The sequence below is a fragment of the Macrococcoides bohemicum genome (assembly GCF_003259675.1).
In the GTDB taxonomy this organism is placed as follows: domain Bacteria; phylum Bacillota; class Bacilli; order Staphylococcales; family Staphylococcaceae; genus Macrococcoides; species Macrococcoides bohemicum.
In genome coordinates, this window is record NZ_PZJG01000009.1 from 41,942 (window position 1) to 59,993 (window position 18,052).

Below are 18,052 nucleotides of genomic sequence, written 5' to 3' on the forward strand. Positions count from 1 at the left end.
AAATAACGGATAAAGCGAATCATAAATTTTTTGCTGATGCTCATTTATCCTCACCTGATTTTAAAATGTAGCCGATACCACGTGATGTTAGTAATAATTTCGGTTTACTTGGTTCCACTTCGAGCTTTTCTCTTAACTTTCGGATATGAACCATCACTGTATTATCATCTACAAACTGATTTTCCCACACCGCTTCATAAATCTGCTCTTTTGTACATATCTCATCCTGATGTTCATAGAGGTATTGCATCAATAAATATTGTTTTCCTGAAAGCAGATATTTCTTATCTCTTACAGTTAATTCTGCATTTCGTTCATCAAATGAATATAACGCCTTTTCTTTTTTACCGGACTTCATATAACGCTCGACATTAACCTTTACTCTCACCGCAAGTTCCATCGGATTAAATGGCTTTGTAATATAATCATCTGCGCCATTTTGAAAGCCTTTAATCTTATCTCTATCCTGTGTATTGGCCGAAACATAAAGAATCGGCGCATCGGTCATTTCACGTATTTCATTGCCAAGATCATAACCTGACCCATCCCCAAGATTTATGTCCAATAGATAAGTATCATAATGTGTACTAATCATCAACTTCGCCTGTGCAAATGTAGAAGCAATATCAACTTTTCCGAAACCTTCACGCACAAGAATAAACTTTATAAGTTCGGCAATCTCAAGTTCATCTTCTACAATTAATATTGACGGCATATTTTTATCTCCTTTAAAAACGCATTTCTTTAGTAATAATAACAAAATTCCCACTATTTTTGTATTATTCTTTTAATTATGAAAAAACAAGATAGAAGTAATCTTCAATCTCGTTCTTATATTATTGAAACATCTTCATGTGATGTTCTATCACTATACCAGTCAAGAGCTTTTACTGTCATTACGGTGACAAAGATCAGTTTAGACTGTTCATATGCGTGAACTTCAAATGGATACATTTTAGCAAGTTCTCTTTTCACACTATTATATCGTTCCATCTCACTCGGATAATATTTTAAATAGCTGGTAAACGCAGTCATTTCTAAAATCTTTTCATGACCAGATGGAAATATATAGAGCTGATGTGTTCTATCACCTGAAACGCGCTTCACATATTGTAAGCAATCTTTAAATTCCGGTGTAATTCTTTCATAACCTAAATTGATTAAAGCCAGATGCTGCGTTTCAAAGAGCTGCAAACTTTTAGTGACAATCATCATATCAATAATTGGTTTAGCCGACATACCAGGCACTGCTGTTGAACCGATATGCAATATATTATCGGCGTGCTCTTTAATACTATTTTTTAATTTTCTGCTTTCATCTAAAAACAAATGCTGCCAAATACTATCATATGGTAAAACAACAATCTTCTTCATATGCCACCAACTTTCAAATTTTGTAATAGTACTATTATATCTTATTGTGACAAAATTCACAAACTATTTCGTTGTTTTCTAATTCGTACCATGTTATTATTAATCCCGAGTTAACCGATAAGATTACTTAAATTATAGGAGCGGAAATAATCATGAGCTTACCTTTTATGGATATATTTAAAAATTGGGCATCTGAATACGATAACTTCGTGACTGGTCAGGACCCTGAATATAAAGATGTTTTTGTAAACTATGACTTTATGATTGCACAAGCAGTAAAACATGCACAAGGCGATGTTGTAGAATTTGGACCAGGTACTGGTAACTTAACTAATTACCTTTTACAGCAAGGTTTAAACGTCCGTGCGATTGAACCAAGCGAAGAAATGGCAGCAATCGGAGAAAAGAAGACAAGGATTACGTTTGAACGTGGTGACTTCTTAAATTTCAAACAGCAACCAGCTGATACATTTATCTCTTCATTTGCTTTCCACCACTTGACAGATACAGAAAAAGATATCGCAGTCGGTAAATATGCAGAATTACTTAATGATGGTGGCCGCGTCATCATTTTAGATACAATCTTCAATTCTGAAGAAGAGAAACGATTGATGATAGCGCACTATACGTCACTTGGTTTCAATAATTTAGTAGATGATTTAAACCGTGAATATTATCCATTAAAAGAAACGATGGAAGTTATCGCCAACCGCAATGGCTTCGACTATCACGATACACAGCTTAATCGCTTTGCACACCTTCAGATTTTAGAAAAAAAGACAATTAAAAAGCCATTTGATTTAATCGGCCACACACCTATAGTAGAAATTACAGCATTTCCGTTAAATGAGGGAAACCGTATTTTCGCAAAACTAGAGAATCATAATTTAGGTGGTTCAGTAAAAGATCGCCTTGGACTAAATATTATTACAAAAGCTTTAGAACGCGGTGATATTAAAACCGGTCAAGTCGTTGAAGCAACTGCAGGGAACACGGGTATCGGGTTAGCACTTATATGCCAGAAGTATGATTTAAAATTACGTGTATACGTTCCTGAGAAGTTCAGCGTTGAAAAACAAAGCATTATGCGTGCTTTAGGCGCAGAAATTATCAATACACCAACGGATAAAGGGATGCTATTCGCACGCGAGGAAGCATTAAAATATGCACAGAAAACGGGTGCATTCTTCACCAATCAATTCGAATCACCTGATAATCCTTCTAGTTATGAAGGACTTGCGAATGAAATTATCGCTGATGTTGGACGCGTTGATATGATCGTAGCCGGCGCTGGTTCAGGTGGTACGTTTACAGGGCTAGCACACTACTTTAAAGATGCACATAAAGTCATCGTTGAGCCACAAGGTTCAATATTAAATGGTGGTGAATCAGGCAGTCACAGGACTGAAGGTATCGGTGTTGAAAAATGGCCAGGTTTCTTACCAAAAGATTTAATCGATGCAGTTGAAACGATTTCTGATATTGATGCTTTTACAAAAGTGTCAGAACTTGCTAAGCTTGAAGGGTTAATGCAAGGTAGTTCATCCGGTGCTGCATTACAGGCGGCGCTAAATCAGCAACAACACTTTACGAATCAAAATATCGTTGTCATCTTCCCGGATGCTAGCGACAGATATTTATCACAAGCAATATTTAATATTAAAGGAGAATAACAATGAAGAAAAAAACAATGATGATTCATGGTGGACAAACGACTGATGTCTATACTGGGTCAGTCAATGCACCAATCTATCAGACAAGCACATATAAACAAGATGGTATAGGTAACTTACGTCAAGGCTACGAATATTCTCGTACGAAGAACCCAACACGTACTGCTTTAGAAACGTTAATCGCAGACCTTGAACATGGACATGAAGGTTTCGCATTCGGTTCAGGTATGGCAGCAGTATCAACAGTAGTAATGCTGTTAAATGCTGGTGACCATATCGTAGTTGGTAGTGACGTCTACGGCGGAACATACCGCGTATTTACTAAAGTATTTGACCGTATCGGCATTAAATCAACGTTTGTAGATACAACAGATGTTGAAGCGGTTAAAGCGGCAATTACACCTGAAACTAAGATGTTATATATCGAAACACCGACAAATCCATTACTCAATGTTACTGACATTCGTGCAATGGTTGAAATCGCACAAGCAAACGACTTAATCTCAGTAGTAGATAATACATTTATGACACCATATTTCCAGAATCCAATCGATCTAGGTGTTGATATCGTATTACATTCAGCGACAAAATATATCGGTGGTCATAGTGATGTTGTAGCAGGCTTGCTTGTTTCACGTACACCAGAATTATCAGAACAAATTCACTTTATTCAGAACTCTGCTGGTGGTATACTCGGACCACAAGATAGTTTCCTACTTGTACGTGGTATTAAAACACTTGCATTACGTATGGAACAAACCGAAAAAACAACGAAGAAAATTATCGAATTCCTACAATCACAAGATAAAGTAACAAACATCTTCCACCCATCATTATTAGATGCAGAACGTAAAGCAATTCATGAATCACAAGCAACAGGTTTCGGTGGAATGATTTCATTTGATGTCGGTTCTAAAGAAAATGCTGAATTACTTGTAAAATCTTTAAAATACTTTACATTAGCTGAATCATTAGGTGCAGTTGAAAGTTTAATCTCTGTACCAAGTCAAATGACACATGCATCTATTCCACGTGAACGCCGTTTAGAATTAGGAATCACTGATGGATTAGTACGTATTTCAGTGGGTATTGAAGATAGTGAAGATTTATTAGAAGACTTAAAAGAAGGATTTGCATTACTTAAATAATCAGGAGGCACATCATGACACAAAAAATGAACGTTGAAAGCTTTAACTTAGACCATACAATCGTAGATGCACCATTCGTACGTTTAGCAGGTATTAAAGAAGGTATCAATGGCGATGTAATTAACAAATACGATATCCGTTTCAAACAACCAAACAAAGAACATATGGAAATGCCTGGACTACACTCATTAGAACATTTAATGGCTGAGAACATCCGTAACCATACAGATAAAGTTGTAGATTTATCACCAATGGGATGTCAGACAGGATTCTACCTATCACTAATTAATCATGATGACTATGAAGACGTGTTAGTTATACTGGAAAAAACATTAAATGACGTCCTTACTGCTACAGAAGTACCAGCATGTAACGAAGTACAATGCGGATGGGCTGCAAGCCATTCATTAGAAGGCGCACAAGCTATCGCTAAAGAAATGTTAAGCAAAAAAGACGGCTGGAGAAATATTTATCAAGAAGGTAAAGCACCAGCAGAATAATTTAAAATCCACCTCAGCTGAGGTGGATTTTTTTCTAACTCAAGATCAACAAATTATCCATTAAAATCTAATTAAATTAGCAGCTGCATAAACGTCATCATATTCGTTTAATACTTTTAACTGTTCATCAACAATATCTAAATGATATGGACCAGTCATCTCACCAATTTCATACATCTTCGCGCTATCAATGTCATCATGCTTCTTAAAATTAAACGCTACGCTGTAATCTGACTTTTCACCAGTACCATATACAAGTTCACCTAACACTTTAGCTGTACCATTACCTTCAAAGTAAGGTTTCAACTCTAATGGCAATGTAAATCTGAAACGATAATGCGGTGTATTATGCATAAGATAATTATAAAGCACGCGATCAATTCTATAATCTAAGCGGAAAGCAACACCATTATCGTTTGGCGTTACCACTAAATTCTTCACCATAAAGTGTGGCATATGAAACTCTTTACCTACAGCTTCAGGTGGCGTCGGTTCCGGCTTTACAAGTTCAACATTGACGCTTTTTTTCTTCTCATCGTTATGATTCAAATTTTGTACCTCATCGTTTTGTTTTTGATTTTTCGTTAAGAAATAATATAGTGCTCCACTCGCTGCAACAAATACAATTGCACCGACTGCACCAGTCGTCTTTTTACAGTTACATTTCATAGTGACGTCCCCTTTATCTACGTTATTTTATTTCACTATACCCCATTCATGTTTATCTTAAGCGAAACTATTAAAAATCTATAAAAAACTATAAAAATAATAAAAAAAAATGTTAATGTAGTGTTTGTACTTTAAGAAATGAGGTTTTACTTATGCTTTTCTCACGAACACCGGTAAATAAACTTTTACCGTTCAGTTAATGATTTCGACAAAATGAAAACATTCATTAAAAGTATTGCTGAAAACTAGTATTTACAGATAATTTACTTTAAATTCACTCCATCTCAATATTAAAAGGGTAAGATGTCTATCATGGAGATGATAGACATGTTTACAGAAAAAGAACGATTAAACTTAATTATGTCGTATGGTTTAGAAGAATCCATCGATCTTTATAATAAATATTATGATGAAATCCATTCTATAGATCTTAAAAAATTTAAATCAACAATGAGCATCCAGTATGATTTACCACAAAAGCTTGCTGATGCCATATACTTTATAGAATATCATTATAAAAATCGGGGTCCCCACTTTGAAGAGATCATGGACTTCTTTAATACTTTACGCGCGATTGAACGACAAGTGATATAAAAATAGCTCACTACAATAAGTAGCGAGCCATTTTTATTTGTTTCTATTTCAATTTATTCAAATAACTCTCTCCGAATTCAGGTAATTTCACTTCAAAGTTATCAGCGATCGTAGCACCAATTGAAGCAAATGAGTCGTGTCCTGAAAGTTCACCATTACCGATTGATTTTGAATACATCAATAAAGGTACGTATTCTCTCGTATGGTCTGTTCCAGGCATTGTTGGATCATTACCATGATCTGCAGTAATGATTAATAGATCATCTTCACGAAGTTCATCTAATAGTTCACCTAAACGCTCATCAAATGCTTTAATCGCATTCATATAACCTTCTTTATCACGACGATGACCATATAACGCATCAAAGTCTACTAAGTTTAAGAAGCTTAAACCTTTGAAATCGCGTTTTACAACTTCTAATAATTTATCCATACCATCCATATTATCTTTCGTACGGATTGACTCAGTAACACCTTCGCCATCATAGATATCATTAATCTTACCAATTGCGATTACATCTAAACCAGCATCTTTCATTTCATTCATCACTGTACGTCCGAAAGGCTTTAACGCATAATCATGACGGTTAGATGTTCTCGTAAAGTTTCCAGGTTCCCCTACATATGGTCTTGCAATAATACGCCCAATCAAGTATTTAGGATCCTTTGTAAACTCACGCACTTTCTCACAGATTTCATATAATTCATCTAATGGAATAATATCTTCATGGGCAGCAATTTGTAATACAGGGTCAGCTGAAGTATAGACGATTAAATCGCCAGTCTTCATTTGATGTTCGCCCCACTCGTCAATGATTGCTGTACCTGATGCTGGTTTATTGGCAACAACTTTGCGTCCTGTCATTTCTTCGATTGCTTGTACGAGTTCCTCAGGGAATCCATCAGGATAAACTTTAAACGGTTTATCGATATTTAACCCCATAATCTCCCAGTGTCCAGTCATCGTATCTTTCCCAACTGATGCTTCAGATAATTTCGTATAATAGCCAACCGGTTCATCTACCTTATTTACTACTGGAAGTTCAGCAATATTTCCTAAACCTAAACGCTCTAAGTTTGGTAGCTTTCCTTTGTAACCTTCTAACGTATGTTTTAAAGTGTGACTTCCAAGATCTCCGAACTTGTCAGCATCTGGTGCTTCACCTATACCTACAGAGTCCATTACAATTAAATGAGTTCTATTAAATTTCATGATTATCTCTCCTTTGCGTTGTGCTGAATGAGGTAGATTTCAGTGGTGACTTGTCCAATATCTCATGTTTATTGAACACATCGCTCAAACATCCAATCCAATCCTACTACTCAGTAATAACTTTATGAATCAATACTGGTGCTTCTGCACTGTCTGCAATTTCAATATTGTCGTAAATCTTATTCATAACGTCTTCTACATTATCTCGGTTTGCGTATATTGTTACAAGTGATTCGCCCGCTTCAACTTTGTCGCCGACTTTCTTACGTAACATCAATCCTACTGCTAGATCAATAACGTCTTCTTTCGTAGCGCGTCCTGCACCGAGTAACATCGAAGCCACTCCGATTTCATCTGCTACAATCTTGCTTACGACACCACTTTCTTTCGATGGTACTTCAATCACATATTCTGCTTGAGGTAACTTAGTAACGTCATCAACGACTGACGCATCTCCACCTTGGTTAGCAAGGAATGTTTTAAATTTCTCTAAAGCTTTACCATTATCAATCACTTCCTGTAATTTCGCACGTGCTTCATCTAACGATTCTGCTTTACCTGCTAATACGACCATTTGACTTCCTAAAGTAAGTACAAGTTCTGTTAAGTCTTCCGGTCCTTCGCCGCGTAATGTTTCAATCGCTTCTTTCACTTCCAGTGCATTACCGATTGCAAATCCTAATGGCTGACTCATATCAGAGATTATCGCCATCGTATTACGTCCGACGTTATTTCCGATCTTAACCATTGCATGTGCAAGCTGCTCTGCATCTTCTTCTGTCTTCATAAATGCTCCCGCACCTGTCTTAACATCTAATACGATTGCGTCAGCTCCTGCTGCAATCTTCTTACTCATAATACTTGAGGCGATTAACGGTATACTATTCACTGTTCCTGTTACATCACGTAATGCATATAATTTTTTATCTGCCGGTGTTAAATTACCTGTTTGTCCGATTACCGCTAACTTATCTTCATTTACAATCTTAACGAAGTCTTCTTCTGAAATTTCAACATGGAATCCTTCTACCGCTTCTAATTTATCAATTGTTCCACCTGTATGTCCTAATCCACGGCCACTCATCTTCGCAACCGGAATATCAAGTGCTGCTACTAACGGTCCTAATACTAAAGTTGTTGTATCACCAACACCGCCTGTTGAATGTTTATCAACTTTCACACCTTTTATAGCGCTTAAGTCAATCTGATCACCACTTTCAACCATCGCCATCGTTAAGTGAGCACGTTCTTCATCGTTCATATCCTGGAAGAATATCGCCATCGCTAAACTCGATGCCTGATAATCAGGAATTTCTTCTTTAGTATAACCCTTAATGAAGAATTCAATTTCTTCTTTTGTTAATGCATGTCCGTCACGTTTCTTTGCAATAATGTCTACCATTCTCATAATTAATAACCTCCATTTTTTTGTAAGCGTTTTCTTTTATATCAAAAGTGAAAGGGAATTAATAATCCCCTTTAGCTTCTTCACCCTTTAAAATTTGTACACCAGCTGATGCACCGATACGCGTAGCGCCAGCATCGATCATCGCTTTAACGTCTTCATAAGAACGCACGCCACCTGATGCTTTTACGCCCATATCAGATCCAACTGTTTCACGCATTAATTTCACATCTGCTACTGTCGCTCCACCTGTTGAGAATCCTGTAGAAGTCTTAACGAAATCTGCTCCTACTTCTTTCGCAATTTCGCTCACTTTCACTTTCTCTTCGTCAGTTAAAAGACTTGTTTCGATGATTACTTTCGTCGTAACATCTCCTGCAGCATCTACTACTGCTTTAATATCTTCACGTACTAAATCAAAGTTACCGCTCTTAGCCGCACCGATATTAATCACCATATCAACTTCACCTGCACCGTTAGCAATCGCATCTTTCGTTTCAAATGCTTTTACTGCTGGTGTATTAGCACCTAATGGGAACCCGATTACAGTACATACTAAAACATCAGTACCCTCTAATAAAGCATGTGCATATTTTACATGTGTCGGATTCACACATACACTCATAAAGCCGTATTCACGTGCTTCTTGTGCAAGCTGTTCAATTTGGGCAGTCGTTGTTTCTGGTTTCAAAGCAGTATGATCAATATATTTCGCTAAATTCATATTATTTATTCCTCCCTTATATTCAAATCCATTATAACAGATATTGAACAAAAGTAAAAATGTTAAATGAAATTACGTTCAAGTTAAATTAATTGCTTAGCTGTAATGCTGTCAGTTATAAGTACATTCGGTATACCTCCCGTTAGTGCACCTCGAATTGCTTCTATCTTATGCTTACCGCCTGCAACAAGTATGCTTGTTGGAATCTGCTTTAATGTATCCAGGGTCACACCCATCGTACGATCATCGACCCAGACGTCAGCAATTCTCCCATTCTTATTATAAAACCTTGAACAGATGTCACCCACCGCTTCATTCTTCAGACGCTTAACTTCATCGTCCGATAAAAAGCCAAGTTTAAACAACAGTGCTTCATCGCGCACTGTCCCTGTAGTGTATATGGCAACATCACATGCACTTGCCATGCTTAAAATCCCTTTAATATGGCGATCTTCACTCACTAATTGTTTCACCTGTTTGTTATCAAAAATAACAGGTACAGGTAGATCACGTGGAATGGAATTGAAGCTCTTTGCAAATAATGCTAACGTTTCATGTGAATTCGTCTTTATATTTGAGTATGAAATACCACCTTTTAACTGAATGGTAGAAACGCCAGTTAAATTCGTCGGTTTCATTAAATTAGCAGTTTCATACATCGTTTTCCCCCAGCTAATGCCGACGACATCGTTATTCTTCACATTATCATGAAGAAATTCTGCAGCTGCTTCTGCTATAGCACTGAGCACAATTTCGTATTTATCGCTCGATACTTCTTTAATTAAGACATACTTTAAATTATATTTTTCTTTCAGTAATTCTGCGAGTTCTTCACTTTTTTCATATGGGTCATGAATCGAAATATTGACAATCCCCATATCTTTAGCAAATTGAAGTTGTCTCGATACAGTCGGTCTGGAAATATTAAGTTCATCGGCAATTGCTTTTTGTCCTAAATTTTCTTCGTAATACATTTTAGCGATTCTAATACATTGTTTGATTTTTTCTTCCATTATGCTCACCTCTACTTACATTCATTTTAAGGGAAAACATAAAAAAATACACTTCAATTCCATTGAAGTGTATCAATTAATTTATTAACTAATAATAACGCGTTAGACTTTAAATTATCCTAAGAAAGATTTTAACATCCAGTTATGTTTTTCAAGGTTCGTAATCATACCTAAGAACATATCTGCAGTCATTTCATCATCTGCTTCTTCGGCTGTAGCTTTACCTTCTTCTAATAGTTTGATTACTTTATCAAAGTCTTTAGATAAATCTTTCACCATATCTTCTGCAGATAAATTTTTCTTAGCTTCTTTAACAACAGATAAATCTAAACTTTCTTTTAACGTTGCAATAGGATTTCCTTCAATCGCTAAAATACGCTCTGCTAATTCATCGATGTAAACGTTAGCCTCATCATATAACTCTTCGAATTTAGTGTGTAAACTGAAGAATTGTGGTCCTTTTACATACCAGTGATAGTTGTGTAATTTCGTATAAAGCACCGTCCAGTTTGCCACTTGTTGGTTTAATGTTGCTACTACTTTGTTTTCTTGTGTTTTTTTAGCCATCAATAATCTCTCCTTTTAATTGTTATTTATATTAATTATTATATAATAATTATTCTAATTAAGCAAACGATTCTGTCTGTCTTATTTTAAAATATTTGGGTATACTATTAAAAAGAGGAGGCCATTATGTTTAGAAAATACATATTACCTATCATTATCGCAATACTCGCTGCTATCATGCTACTATCAATCGATTACTGGAAACTACCTTTAACCGATATACTTACTTCTACCCCGTATATCGTTGTGTTATGCATACTTGCTGTATTATTTGCTATTATCGCCTTTATTTACAGTAAGCTTGCCTATAAAGTAGATAATGACCCTAGTTTAGAACATTACGAACAGGACAGAGCATCATTTAAGAAATTTTCTGAGATGAACATCGCTATCATTATTTCATTTTATTTCGCGCTCGGATCAATTCTATTAATCAGTATTAATGATGCGCCGTTGTATCTAGGAATTATCAGTATAATCGTGTTAATTATTGCTATTCTCATGCGCTATTACGGCTATAGCATGATTAACAAATTGTATCCGGAACGTGATTTACCCGAGAACTTTGAAGCAGACTTTGATGACAAGCTTATTGATTCATTATCTAAAGAAGAAATGTATACGATATTTACCGGTCTATATAATGCTTTTAAAATTACTAATATTTTATTACCCGCAGCAATGATGCTGATTACGATATATGGGTATGCAACAGGCGTACCGCAACACTTCGCTCTGTCGGTTATCGCCGCTGTCGCAATCATCATCAATATCGTCTACCAGATTACTGTCAGAAAGATGATCTAGACATTTTCATAACGCAATAATGCCGGATACTCTGAGTGTCCGGCATTGTTATGTCTATTTAATAGCTTCTATATAAAAAAGACACCCAATAATGAGTGTCTAAAAACTATGCTTGTCTATGTTCTTCTAATAATGGCTCATCCGGTTTAACAAAGAACCATAGGATAATTGCAAGTGCTGCCGGAATCAACATTAAATAGAACGTCGTATCCCAACCGAACTTCTGTACTAGTACCCCACCTAAGAATGGACTTAAGAAAGCACCGATATTACCCCATAAGTTCATCCATCCTGAAACAGTACCTGAGTAGTTACGTCCCAGGTCAGCAGCTGAAGCCCAGCTCATACCCATCGATAAACCTACCCCACCTAAACATAGTGATAAGTAAATGATGTTCATCGTCATATCATTAGTTTGAACTGATAAGAATAATGAAATCGCAAATACGATAAATCCAAAGATTGCGATACTTGAACGTGCTTTAAATTTAGAATGACCACGTGCAACAATCGCATCTGAAATTGATCCACCAGCCATGATTAATACGAACATCATTAACCACGGTGCTGCCGCTAAGAATTTCATATCCGTTAAAATAACATGATATTCTTCTTGCAGGTAAGTTGGTAACCAGATTAAGAATAATGTGATAACGAACTGTACTACGAAATATTGACCGGCGATTGCAAAGAAGCTGAAACGTTGGAAGAAACGTCCCCAAGGTGCAGTTTCTTTCGTAGCACCACCTACTGCATCACGGTTTTCCATGATATAGTGCTTTTCCGCTTCATTCACCATCTTATGTTGTTCAGGTAAATCTTTAGCAATAACAGCCCATAGTAAAGCAATTAAAATACCGATTGCACCAAAGATATAGAATACCGCTTCCCATCCAAACGCCTGATAAATAGCGATTGTTACAAATGGTGCAATAACAGGACCGAAGTAACTACCTGCCAGTAAGGCGCTTGAAGCACGACCTTTTTCTGATTTTGCAAACCAGTATGTGTTAAATACAGCGTTTGATGGATACATCGGTCCTTCACCAATACCGAATAAGAAACGCATCGTGTATAATAATCCGTGATTTTTAACAACCCCAGTCAGGATTGTAAATGCACTCCACCAGACTAGTGCAAATGTTAACATCTTCTTAGGACCAAATTTCTCAGCCATGATCCCTGCTGGTACCTGCATTAATGCATAACCTGCTGCAAATATAGAACCTAACATCCCAAATTGCGCTTTAGACATATTTAAATCTTCCATCATCGGACCAGCGATATAAGAAATATTCGCTCTATCCATATAGGCAATAACCCCGATGACAAAGAACATCAATGCGAACATCCAACGCACATTAGACTTTCTTTCATTCATAATATATTCTCCCCCATAATCGTTTTCGACTCACTCAGTCATCCGATGACTATATTTTTTGACTCCTCAAAAATACCACAGGATAAAACCGTTTACAATACCTTTGTGAAAAATAATATAATTTTTTTAATCCATCTCAACTTGATAAGAACAAGTATTTGTGACCCTATCACCACAATTAAAGTTATTAATTTCACAAACTTGTTATATTGTTAAAAACAAAAACTATATAACAGTTTTAAAAACGTTTATCTCTTTAATTCTTTAATTTATTAATACTTCTGGTAAAGACGATACAACCTAAAAAAACAATGTAATATTTCGAATAAATATTATATAAAAATATTCTGAAAAATGAAACAGATAATTTGTAACACACGACACTAATTGGTATAATATAACTGTTATAAAAATAAAATTTCATCAAGGAGTGTTTGTCAATGAAAGCAGCAGTATGGTATGGTCCGAAAGATATTCGCGTAGAAGAAAAAGAAATTCGTGATATGAAACCGAACGAAGTACGTGTGAAAGTTGGCTACGCAGGTATTTGTGGATCAGATTTACACGAATATCAGGAAGGACCTGTATTTATTCCAGTCGATAAAGAAGATGAATTAACAGGTGGAAAAGCACCTTTAATTATGGGGCATGAATTCTCTGGTACAGTCGTTGAAGTCGGAAGTGAAGTAAAAGACTTTAAAGTTGGTGACCGTGTATCTGTTAACCCAACGGTAACACATGGTAAAAGTATCGATGAACTAGACGTATATGATGGCTTTAGCTTTATTGGATTACACACAGACGGTGGTTTCACTGATCTAGTAAACGTACCTGAAGTTAATTTGTATCACTTACCAGACTCAGTATCATTACGTGTCGCAGCAACAATTGAACCGCTTGCAGTGGGTGTGCAGGCTGTAAAAGAAAGTGAAATTGAATTCGGTGATACTGTTGCAATCTTCGGTGCCGGTCCTATCGGATTATATACGACACTTGCAGCACGTGCAGCTGGCGCAAGAAAGATTATCGTATTGGATTTATCAAAAGAACGTTTAGAAAAAGCATTAGAATGTGGTGCTACTGACATCATCAATTCTGGTGAAGTGGATGCAGTTGAAGCGATTAAGAAAATCGTACCTGGCGGCGTAGATCGTTCATTTGAAGTTGCAGGTGTTGCACCAACATTTAAACAGGCAATCGATGCTACGCGCCCTCGCGGTAAAATGGTTATCGTATCAATATTTGCAGGAGACATCTCTTGGCCACCATTGCAATTAACAAACACTGGTGTGCAAATCACATCTACCATTGCTTATTCTAGAGCAAGCTACCAACAAACAATCGACTTATTAGGCAGTGGGCAAGTTGATACTGAAAATACGATTACAAAAGAAATCGAATTAGATGATATCGTCACAGAAGGCTTCGAAACATTAACGAACGATAAAAACCAAGTCAAAATCTTAGTTAAATTAAACGGCGAAGGATAATTTTTCCTAAAAAAATATAAGCCCCTAATCGATTAACTCGATCAGGGGCTTATATCAATTATTTTATTCAAAATCTTCTAAAATCAAATTCATTCCTTAGGTGGTTTCTTATGCTTTTCAACCTCAACCCCAGTAAAATATCCGATTGCGCCACCAATAAGAATCATAAATATAAGCATAACTATATTACTTTTCATAAACATTAACCCAAAGATCATTGCCATACAAAAAGCCCAGAACCATCGCTGTTGCATACAATCACTCCATTTATAAGATTACTGAAACGCAAAGTAATAATAAATCATTGTGATTATATTATAATACACCTATTACATATTCATCCACTAAAATATAAACAAATTATTCTTAATGGATAAAATGACATCTTAATTTACCTAAAAAAGCCTGAGGATTTTCCTCAGGCTAAAACAATTAGTTATAACTATATTCTCTTCTAAACTCTTCCGTAAATGCTTCAAGTTCAAAGTCATCCGGTACCTGCTCAGTACGGACAACTAGTACATCACACTTCGCATAACGTACAATCGCTTCTGAAACACTACCCATCACAAAACGTTCCAATGCATTTATACCGTTAGAGCCACAGATAATTAAATCGCAATTTGCTTTCGGCGCTATCTCTTTAGTAATAACCTGACGTGCTGCTCCGTGACCAATCTTTGTATCTACTGATTTCACGCCTTGTTCTAAAGCAATCGCTTTATAGCCATTCAACATCTTCTCAGTATACTTATCGGCATTCTCATGCAATGAACCCCGTTCACTTTCTACATTCGCGTATGTTCTAATATCCACCACATGCACTAATGTAATTGCTGCATTATTTCTTTTCGCGATGTCGACACCCTTTTGAAATGCATACTCACTCACTTTTGAGCCATCTACCGGAATCAAGATATGTTGATACATCATTTGTAACAGCCCCTCTCTTATCTTCATCTTTAGTATATCACCAAAATGAAAACGCTTCATTCTTTAAGTGCTATAAATCTAAATTCTCCACATATAAATTACGGACTTCCAGTTTCTGATCCTCATTCGGTAGGAAATACCATAAGCTATCCGCCATAATCGTACCTTCCCCAGTTAACTGGTACTTCTTCACATTATCCAATGCACCACGATATGATAACCCTAAACCTTTCAAATCGTCAAAGGACATATCCGTAACAACATTACCTTCAATATTTTTCAGGATGGCATCCAGTTTCGTCACAGATTGTACATCCACGATTTCATTCGCTAAACCTTGAATGACGATTTGCTGACGTTCCTGACGACCAAAGTCACCACCTGCACCATCGCCTTTACGTGCACGAATAAATGCCAATGCTTTATCGCCATCTAAATGTACAGTCTGTCCTTTCACAAAGTCATAGCCATTTGCACTGAACGTTGCATTACTCTTAACGTCAATGCCTCCGACCTCACCAATTAACTTATGCATGCCATCCATATTTACTGTCGCATAATAATCAATCGGTACGTTCATCAGCTTTTCAACTGACTGCACTGCCATCTTGGCACCACCATAGGCATAAGCATGAGCAATTTTTTCCTGCGTATCTTTTCCGACCATCTCACTATATGTATCACGTGGTATACTTACCATCACTGTCTTGTTCTTCTTCGGATTTATACTCAGCAATATAATCGAGTCGCTACGCCCTTTGTCCCCTGCAGATAATCGTTCTTCGTTCGCATCAACTCCAAATAACGCAACACTGACGGCGCCTTTATCCTGAATGCTCACTACTTTATCACGTAAATCAGATTTATCGCGACCTTCTATTTTGTGCTGAATATTATTAGCTGTCTCCTGAACTTTAAAATAAGCATTGCTTATATACCAGCCAATCCCTATCAACACGATAAAACATAACAACACGATCCACTTTAAACAGCCACCCTTTTTACTTCTCTTCATTATATACACCTCTCTTAATACTTATATTACACACAAACCCTTCATTACGCTATCTCGAAAACTTCCCGAAACGAAGCTTATCGCCCTCTAAGCCTAATCCACGATATCCACTGGCAAGCAATGACTGAATACGCATAAAATCCCGGCGCTCTACTTCGATAATATCCTTACATGCAGGATGGCAGGAAAGATTCTTCAAAAAGATAAATCTCAATTTACCACCATAGAGTTTATCTATCGCTATAATATGCATTCCCAGATGAAATTTATCTTTTAAGCTTGGTATATTATCAGGATGGACGGTAGCCATGATTACATTATAATACGGAGCAACTTCTTTAAATAGCCATTCACCAAGTTTACGTTGTAATGACATTCCTCTGAAATCTGGATCCACAATCGTAATATCAGAATAGATTAAACCTGCTGCTTTAGCATCATTAATACCAGCATACGGCCCTAAATAGTCTTCTACGGGCATATGCATCGTTCTGAACGCACCAATCACACCATCAATTTGAGCGACTGCCATCCATCCTTGCCGTATATCTTCTGTGAGTTCATCAATCGGCACGGAATCCAGTTCTTCAGGGTTTACGAGGATTTCAAGCGCACGCTGCTGAATGCGTTCAATCCTATCTACATCATTCATTTCAGCCTTTCTAATATAAATATCCAACATAAACTGTTATCCTTTCTTCTAACATCTGTTTTTAATTCACCTTTCATTATAAAGTATTATAAGGCAAAATTTACAATATATTTAAATTTAATTTATGAAGTTGATGAGCATATGAATCTATTATTAATTTACTAACAAAACTTATACATTGGACTCGCAAGCTTCATAATGTAAAAATTGTCTTTATCCAATGGCATGAGCTTCAAAAGTATAATATATTAATGTTTTTCATTTATTTTTATGATACACTATTTAAGTTAATAATATGAAATATATTATTTACAAATACTGAAATTTATAGAAACGAAATTTTATTAATATTTCAGTTAACGCACGGTTTATTGTATGTTTTACACCAACCGCCAAATTATCAAAAGAAATGAGCGAATTTTATGATCGAATTAGAACAATCTTTATTTAAAACAGTCAGCTTGATAGAAGGAAACCTCAACGAATCTTTAAATAAAGTATACGGTATTTCTTATACGGAATTCTTAATCCTACATAAACTCTACTTAGATAAAGAGAGTACAATTGCTGAGATACAAAAAGATATTTCATATAAGATGGATTCTGCAAGTACAAAGACAAAGAAACTACGCGCTATGGGACTTGTTGCGAAAGAACGTCGTAAAGACGATGAAAGAAAAGTAGCAACGAAATTGACAGATGAAGGACAAGTCTTAGTCGAAGATATATTGAATAAATACAACAATCATCAAAATAAATCATCAGTAAAATTTACTGAAAATGATGTTCGTACTTTACAACTATTAATTGATCGTTATAGAGAGCACTTCCATACAGATTTTGATATAAACAATTAATAAAAAATGCGTTTGAGATAAAATCTCAAACGCATTT

The 18,052-nt window shown here is 36.1% G+C and carries 20 protein-coding genes; 7 read left to right on the forward strand and 13 right to left on the reverse strand.

Translation table 11 applies throughout. The features are described 5' to 3' along the window. Positions 1-40: 40 nt before the first annotated feature. Positions 41-715, reverse strand: coding sequence for a response regulator transcription factor (locus BHX94_RS11595; RefSeq protein ID WP_096077985.1), 675 nt, complete (start codon positions 713-715; stop codon positions 41-43). 116 nt (positions 716-831) lie between these two features. After that, positions 832-1,374 carry a GrpB family protein gene (locus BHX94_RS11600; protein ID WP_111746848.1) on the reverse strand — a complete coding sequence of 181 codons (543 nt, stop codon included), beginning with the start codon at positions 1,372-1,374 and terminating at the stop codon, positions 832-834. A 152-nt stretch (positions 1,375-1,526) separates the two neighbouring features. On the opposite strand from BHX94_RS11600, the gene BHX94_RS13135 reads away from it, so the two are divergent. From BHX94_RS13135 to BHX94_RS11615, 3 genes are read left to right on the forward strand one after another with little or no spacing between them, the layout of a single operon-like run. Next, positions 1,527-3,047 carry a pyridoxal-phosphate dependent enzyme gene (locus BHX94_RS13135; RefSeq protein WP_111746850.1) on the forward strand — a complete coding sequence of 507 codons (1,521 nt, stop codon included), beginning with the start codon at positions 1,527-1,529 and terminating at the stop codon, positions 3,045-3,047. Positions 3,048-3,049: 2 nt separating this feature from the next. After that, positions 3,050-4,195 (forward strand): bifunctional cystathionine gamma-lyase/homocysteine desulfhydrase, encoded by a 1,146-nt coding sequence (locus tag BHX94_RS11610; RefSeq protein ID WP_111746853.1) that lies wholly within the window; start codon positions 3,050-3,052, stop codon positions 4,193-4,195. Between the two features lie 14 nt (positions 4,196-4,209). After that, positions 4,210-4,695 carry an S-ribosylhomocysteine lyase gene (locus tag BHX94_RS11615; RefSeq protein WP_096077981.1) on the forward strand — a complete coding sequence of 162 codons (486 nt, stop codon included), beginning with the start codon at positions 4,210-4,212 and terminating at the stop codon, positions 4,693-4,695. Positions 4,696-4,755: 60 nt separating this feature from the next. Here BHX94_RS11615 and BHX94_RS11620 read toward each other — a convergent pair whose 3' ends face one another. Further along, positions 4,756-5,364 carry a hypothetical protein gene (locus tag BHX94_RS11620; RefSeq protein ID WP_111746855.1) on the reverse strand — a complete coding sequence of 203 codons (609 nt, stop codon included), beginning with the start codon at positions 5,362-5,364 and terminating at the stop codon, positions 4,756-4,758. 327 nt (positions 5,365-5,691) lie between these two features. On the opposite strand from BHX94_RS11620, the gene BHX94_RS11625 reads away from it, so the two are divergent. Then, entirely contained in the window at positions 5,692-5,958 is a 267-nt protein-coding gene (locus BHX94_RS11625; protein WP_096077978.1) for a hypothetical protein, read from the forward strand. Positions 5,959-6,001: 43 nt separating this feature from the next. Here BHX94_RS11625 and deoB read toward each other — a convergent pair whose 3' ends face one another. The 5 genes from deoB to BHX94_RS11650 all read right to left on the reverse strand — a co-directional run bounded on the left by deoB (position 6,002) and on the right by BHX94_RS11650 (position 10,880). Further along, a complete protein-coding gene (gene deoB, locus BHX94_RS11630) occupies positions 6,002-7,177 on the reverse strand; it encodes a phosphopentomutase (RefSeq protein WP_111746857.1) in 1,176 nt (391 codons plus the stop codon). Positions 7,178-7,277: 100 nt separating this feature from the next. Continuing rightward, positions 7,278-8,579, reverse strand: a complete 1,302-nt coding sequence (locus tag BHX94_RS11635) for a pyrimidine-nucleoside phosphorylase (RefSeq protein WP_111746859.1) — start codon at positions 8,577-8,579, stop codon at positions 7,278-7,280. Between the two features lie 58 nt (positions 8,580-8,637). Next, positions 8,638-9,300 carry a deoxyribose-phosphate aldolase gene (gene deoC / locus BHX94_RS11640; protein WP_111746861.1) on the reverse strand — a complete coding sequence of 221 codons (663 nt, stop codon included), beginning with the start codon at positions 9,298-9,300 and terminating at the stop codon, positions 8,638-8,640. Positions 9,301-9,383: 83 nt separating this feature from the next. Further along, positions 9,384-10,313: a sugar-binding transcriptional regulator gene (locus tag BHX94_RS11645; protein WP_111746863.1), complete on the reverse strand. Its 930-nt coding sequence runs from the start codon at positions 10,311-10,313 to the stop codon at positions 9,384-9,386. A 114-nt stretch (positions 10,314-10,427) separates the two neighbouring features. Then, the gene (locus tag BHX94_RS11650; protein WP_111746865.1) at positions 10,428-10,880 is read right to left on the reverse strand and encodes a Dps family protein; all 453 of its coding nucleotides are present in this window, start codon (positions 10,878-10,880) and stop codon (positions 10,428-10,430) included. A 126-nt stretch (positions 10,881-11,006) separates the two neighbouring features. Here BHX94_RS11650 and BHX94_RS11655 point away from each other — a divergent pair, with 126 nt between their 5' ends. Next, on the forward strand, positions 11,007-11,687 hold the full coding sequence (locus tag BHX94_RS11655) for a hypothetical protein (protein WP_111746867.1): 681 nt from the start codon (positions 11,007-11,009) through the stop codon (positions 11,685-11,687). A 106-nt stretch (positions 11,688-11,793) separates the two neighbouring features. On the opposite strand, the gene BHX94_RS11660 is transcribed toward BHX94_RS11655, so the two are convergent. Continuing rightward, entirely contained in the window at positions 11,794-13,068 is a 1,275-nt protein-coding gene (locus BHX94_RS11660; RefSeq protein WP_111746869.1) for a pyruvate MFS transporter, read from the reverse strand. A 440-nt stretch (positions 13,069-13,508) separates the two neighbouring features. Between BHX94_RS11660 and BHX94_RS11665 the strand changes: the two genes are divergently transcribed. Then, the gene (locus tag BHX94_RS11665) at positions 13,509-14,558 is read left to right on the forward strand and encodes a 2,3-butanediol dehydrogenase (RefSeq protein WP_111746871.1); all 1,050 of its coding nucleotides are present in this window, start codon (positions 13,509-13,511) and stop codon (positions 14,556-14,558) included. An 89-nt stretch (positions 14,559-14,647) separates the two neighbouring features. Here the strand turns inward: BHX94_RS11665 and BHX94_RS12915 are convergent, their stop codons facing one another. From BHX94_RS12915 to BHX94_RS11680, 4 genes are all read right to left on the reverse strand, one after another. After that, positions 14,648-14,812, reverse strand: a complete 165-nt coding sequence (locus BHX94_RS12915; protein ID WP_165958646.1) for a DUF445 domain-containing protein — start codon at positions 14,810-14,812, stop codon at positions 14,648-14,650. Between the two features lie 178 nt (positions 14,813-14,990). Beyond that, a complete protein-coding gene (locus tag BHX94_RS11670; protein WP_111746873.1) occupies positions 14,991-15,491 on the reverse strand; it encodes a universal stress protein in 501 nt (166 codons plus the stop codon). A 70-nt stretch (positions 15,492-15,561) separates the two neighbouring features. Beyond that, positions 15,562-16,506, reverse strand: a complete 945-nt coding sequence (locus BHX94_RS11675; protein WP_111746875.1) for an LCP family glycopolymer transferase — start codon at positions 16,504-16,506, stop codon at positions 15,562-15,564. A 49-nt stretch (positions 16,507-16,555) separates the two neighbouring features. Continuing rightward, on the reverse strand, positions 16,556-17,188 hold the full coding sequence (locus BHX94_RS11680; RefSeq protein ID WP_111746877.1) for a GNAT family N-acetyltransferase: 633 nt from the start codon (positions 17,186-17,188) through the stop codon (positions 16,556-16,558). 392 nt (positions 17,189-17,580) lie between these two features. On the opposite strand from BHX94_RS11680, the gene BHX94_RS11685 reads away from it, so the two are divergent. Continuing rightward, entirely contained in the window at positions 17,581-18,015 is a 435-nt protein-coding gene (locus tag BHX94_RS11685; protein ID WP_111746879.1) for a MarR family winged helix-turn-helix transcriptional regulator, read from the forward strand. Positions 18,016-18,052: the final 37 nt, after the last annotated feature.

Excerpts from the sequence above, each read along its gene's own strand:
- BHX94_RS11595 (WP_096077985.1), bottom strand. The coding sequence starts at position 715 with ATGCCGTCAATATTAATTGTAGAAGATGAACTTGAGATTGCCGAACTT.
- BHX94_RS11600 (WP_111746848.1), bottom strand. The coding sequence starts at position 1,374 with ATGAAGAAGATTGTTGTTTTACCATATGATAGTATTTGGCAGCATTTG.
- BHX94_RS13135 (WP_111746850.1), top strand. The coding sequence starts at position 1,527 with ATGAGCTTACCTTTTATGGATATATTTAAAAATTGGGCATCTGAATAC.
- BHX94_RS11610 (WP_111746853.1), top strand. The coding sequence starts at position 3,050 with ATGAAGAAAAAAACAATGATGATTCATGGTGGACAAACGACTGATGTC.
- BHX94_RS11615 (WP_096077981.1), top strand. The coding sequence starts at position 4,210 with ATGACACAAAAAATGAACGTTGAAAGCTTTAACTTAGACCATACAATC.
- BHX94_RS11620 (WP_111746855.1), bottom strand. The coding sequence starts at position 5,364 with ATGAAATGTAACTGTAAAAAGACGACTGGTGCAGTCGGTGCAATTGTA.
- BHX94_RS11625 (WP_096077978.1), top strand. The coding sequence starts at position 5,692 with ATGTTTACAGAAAAAGAACGATTAAACTTAATTATGTCGTATGGTTTA.
- BHX94_RS11635 (WP_111746859.1), bottom strand. The coding sequence starts at position 8,579 with ATGAGAATGGTAGACATTATTGCAAAGAAACGTGACGGACATGCATTA.
- deoC (WP_111746861.1), bottom strand. The coding sequence starts at position 9,300 with ATGAATTTAGCGAAATATATTGATCATACTGCTTTGAAACCAGAAACA.
- BHX94_RS11645 (WP_111746863.1), bottom strand. The coding sequence starts at position 10,313 with ATGGAAGAAAAAATCAAACAATGTATTAGAATCGCTAAAATGTATTAC.
- BHX94_RS11650 (WP_111746865.1), bottom strand. The coding sequence starts at position 10,880 with ATGGCTAAAAAAACACAAGAAAACAAAGTAGTAGCAACATTAAACCAA.
- BHX94_RS11655 (WP_111746867.1), top strand. The coding sequence starts at position 11,007 with ATGTTTAGAAAATACATATTACCTATCATTATCGCAATACTCGCTGCT.
- BHX94_RS11660 (WP_111746869.1), bottom strand. The coding sequence starts at position 13,068 with ATGAATGAAAGAAAGTCTAATGTGCGTTGGATGTTCGCATTGATGTTC.
- BHX94_RS11665 (WP_111746871.1), top strand. The coding sequence starts at position 13,509 with ATGAAAGCAGCAGTATGGTATGGTCCGAAAGATATTCGCGTAGAAGAA.
- BHX94_RS12915 (WP_165958646.1), bottom strand. The coding sequence starts at position 14,812 with ATGCAACAGCGATGGTTCTGGGCTTTTTGTATGGCAATGATCTTTGGG.
- BHX94_RS11670 (WP_111746873.1), bottom strand. The coding sequence starts at position 15,491 with ATGATGTATCAACATATCTTGATTCCGGTAGATGGCTCAAAAGTGAGT.
- BHX94_RS11675 (WP_111746875.1), bottom strand. The coding sequence starts at position 16,506 with ATGAAGAGAAGTAAAAAGGGTGGCTGTTTAAAGTGGATCGTGTTGTTA.
- BHX94_RS11680 (WP_111746877.1), bottom strand. The coding sequence starts at position 17,188 with ATGTTGGATATTTATATTAGAAAGGCTGAAATGAATGATGTAGATAGG.
- BHX94_RS11685 (WP_111746879.1), top strand. The coding sequence starts at position 17,581 with ATGATCGAATTAGAACAATCTTTATTTAAAACAGTCAGCTTGATAGAA.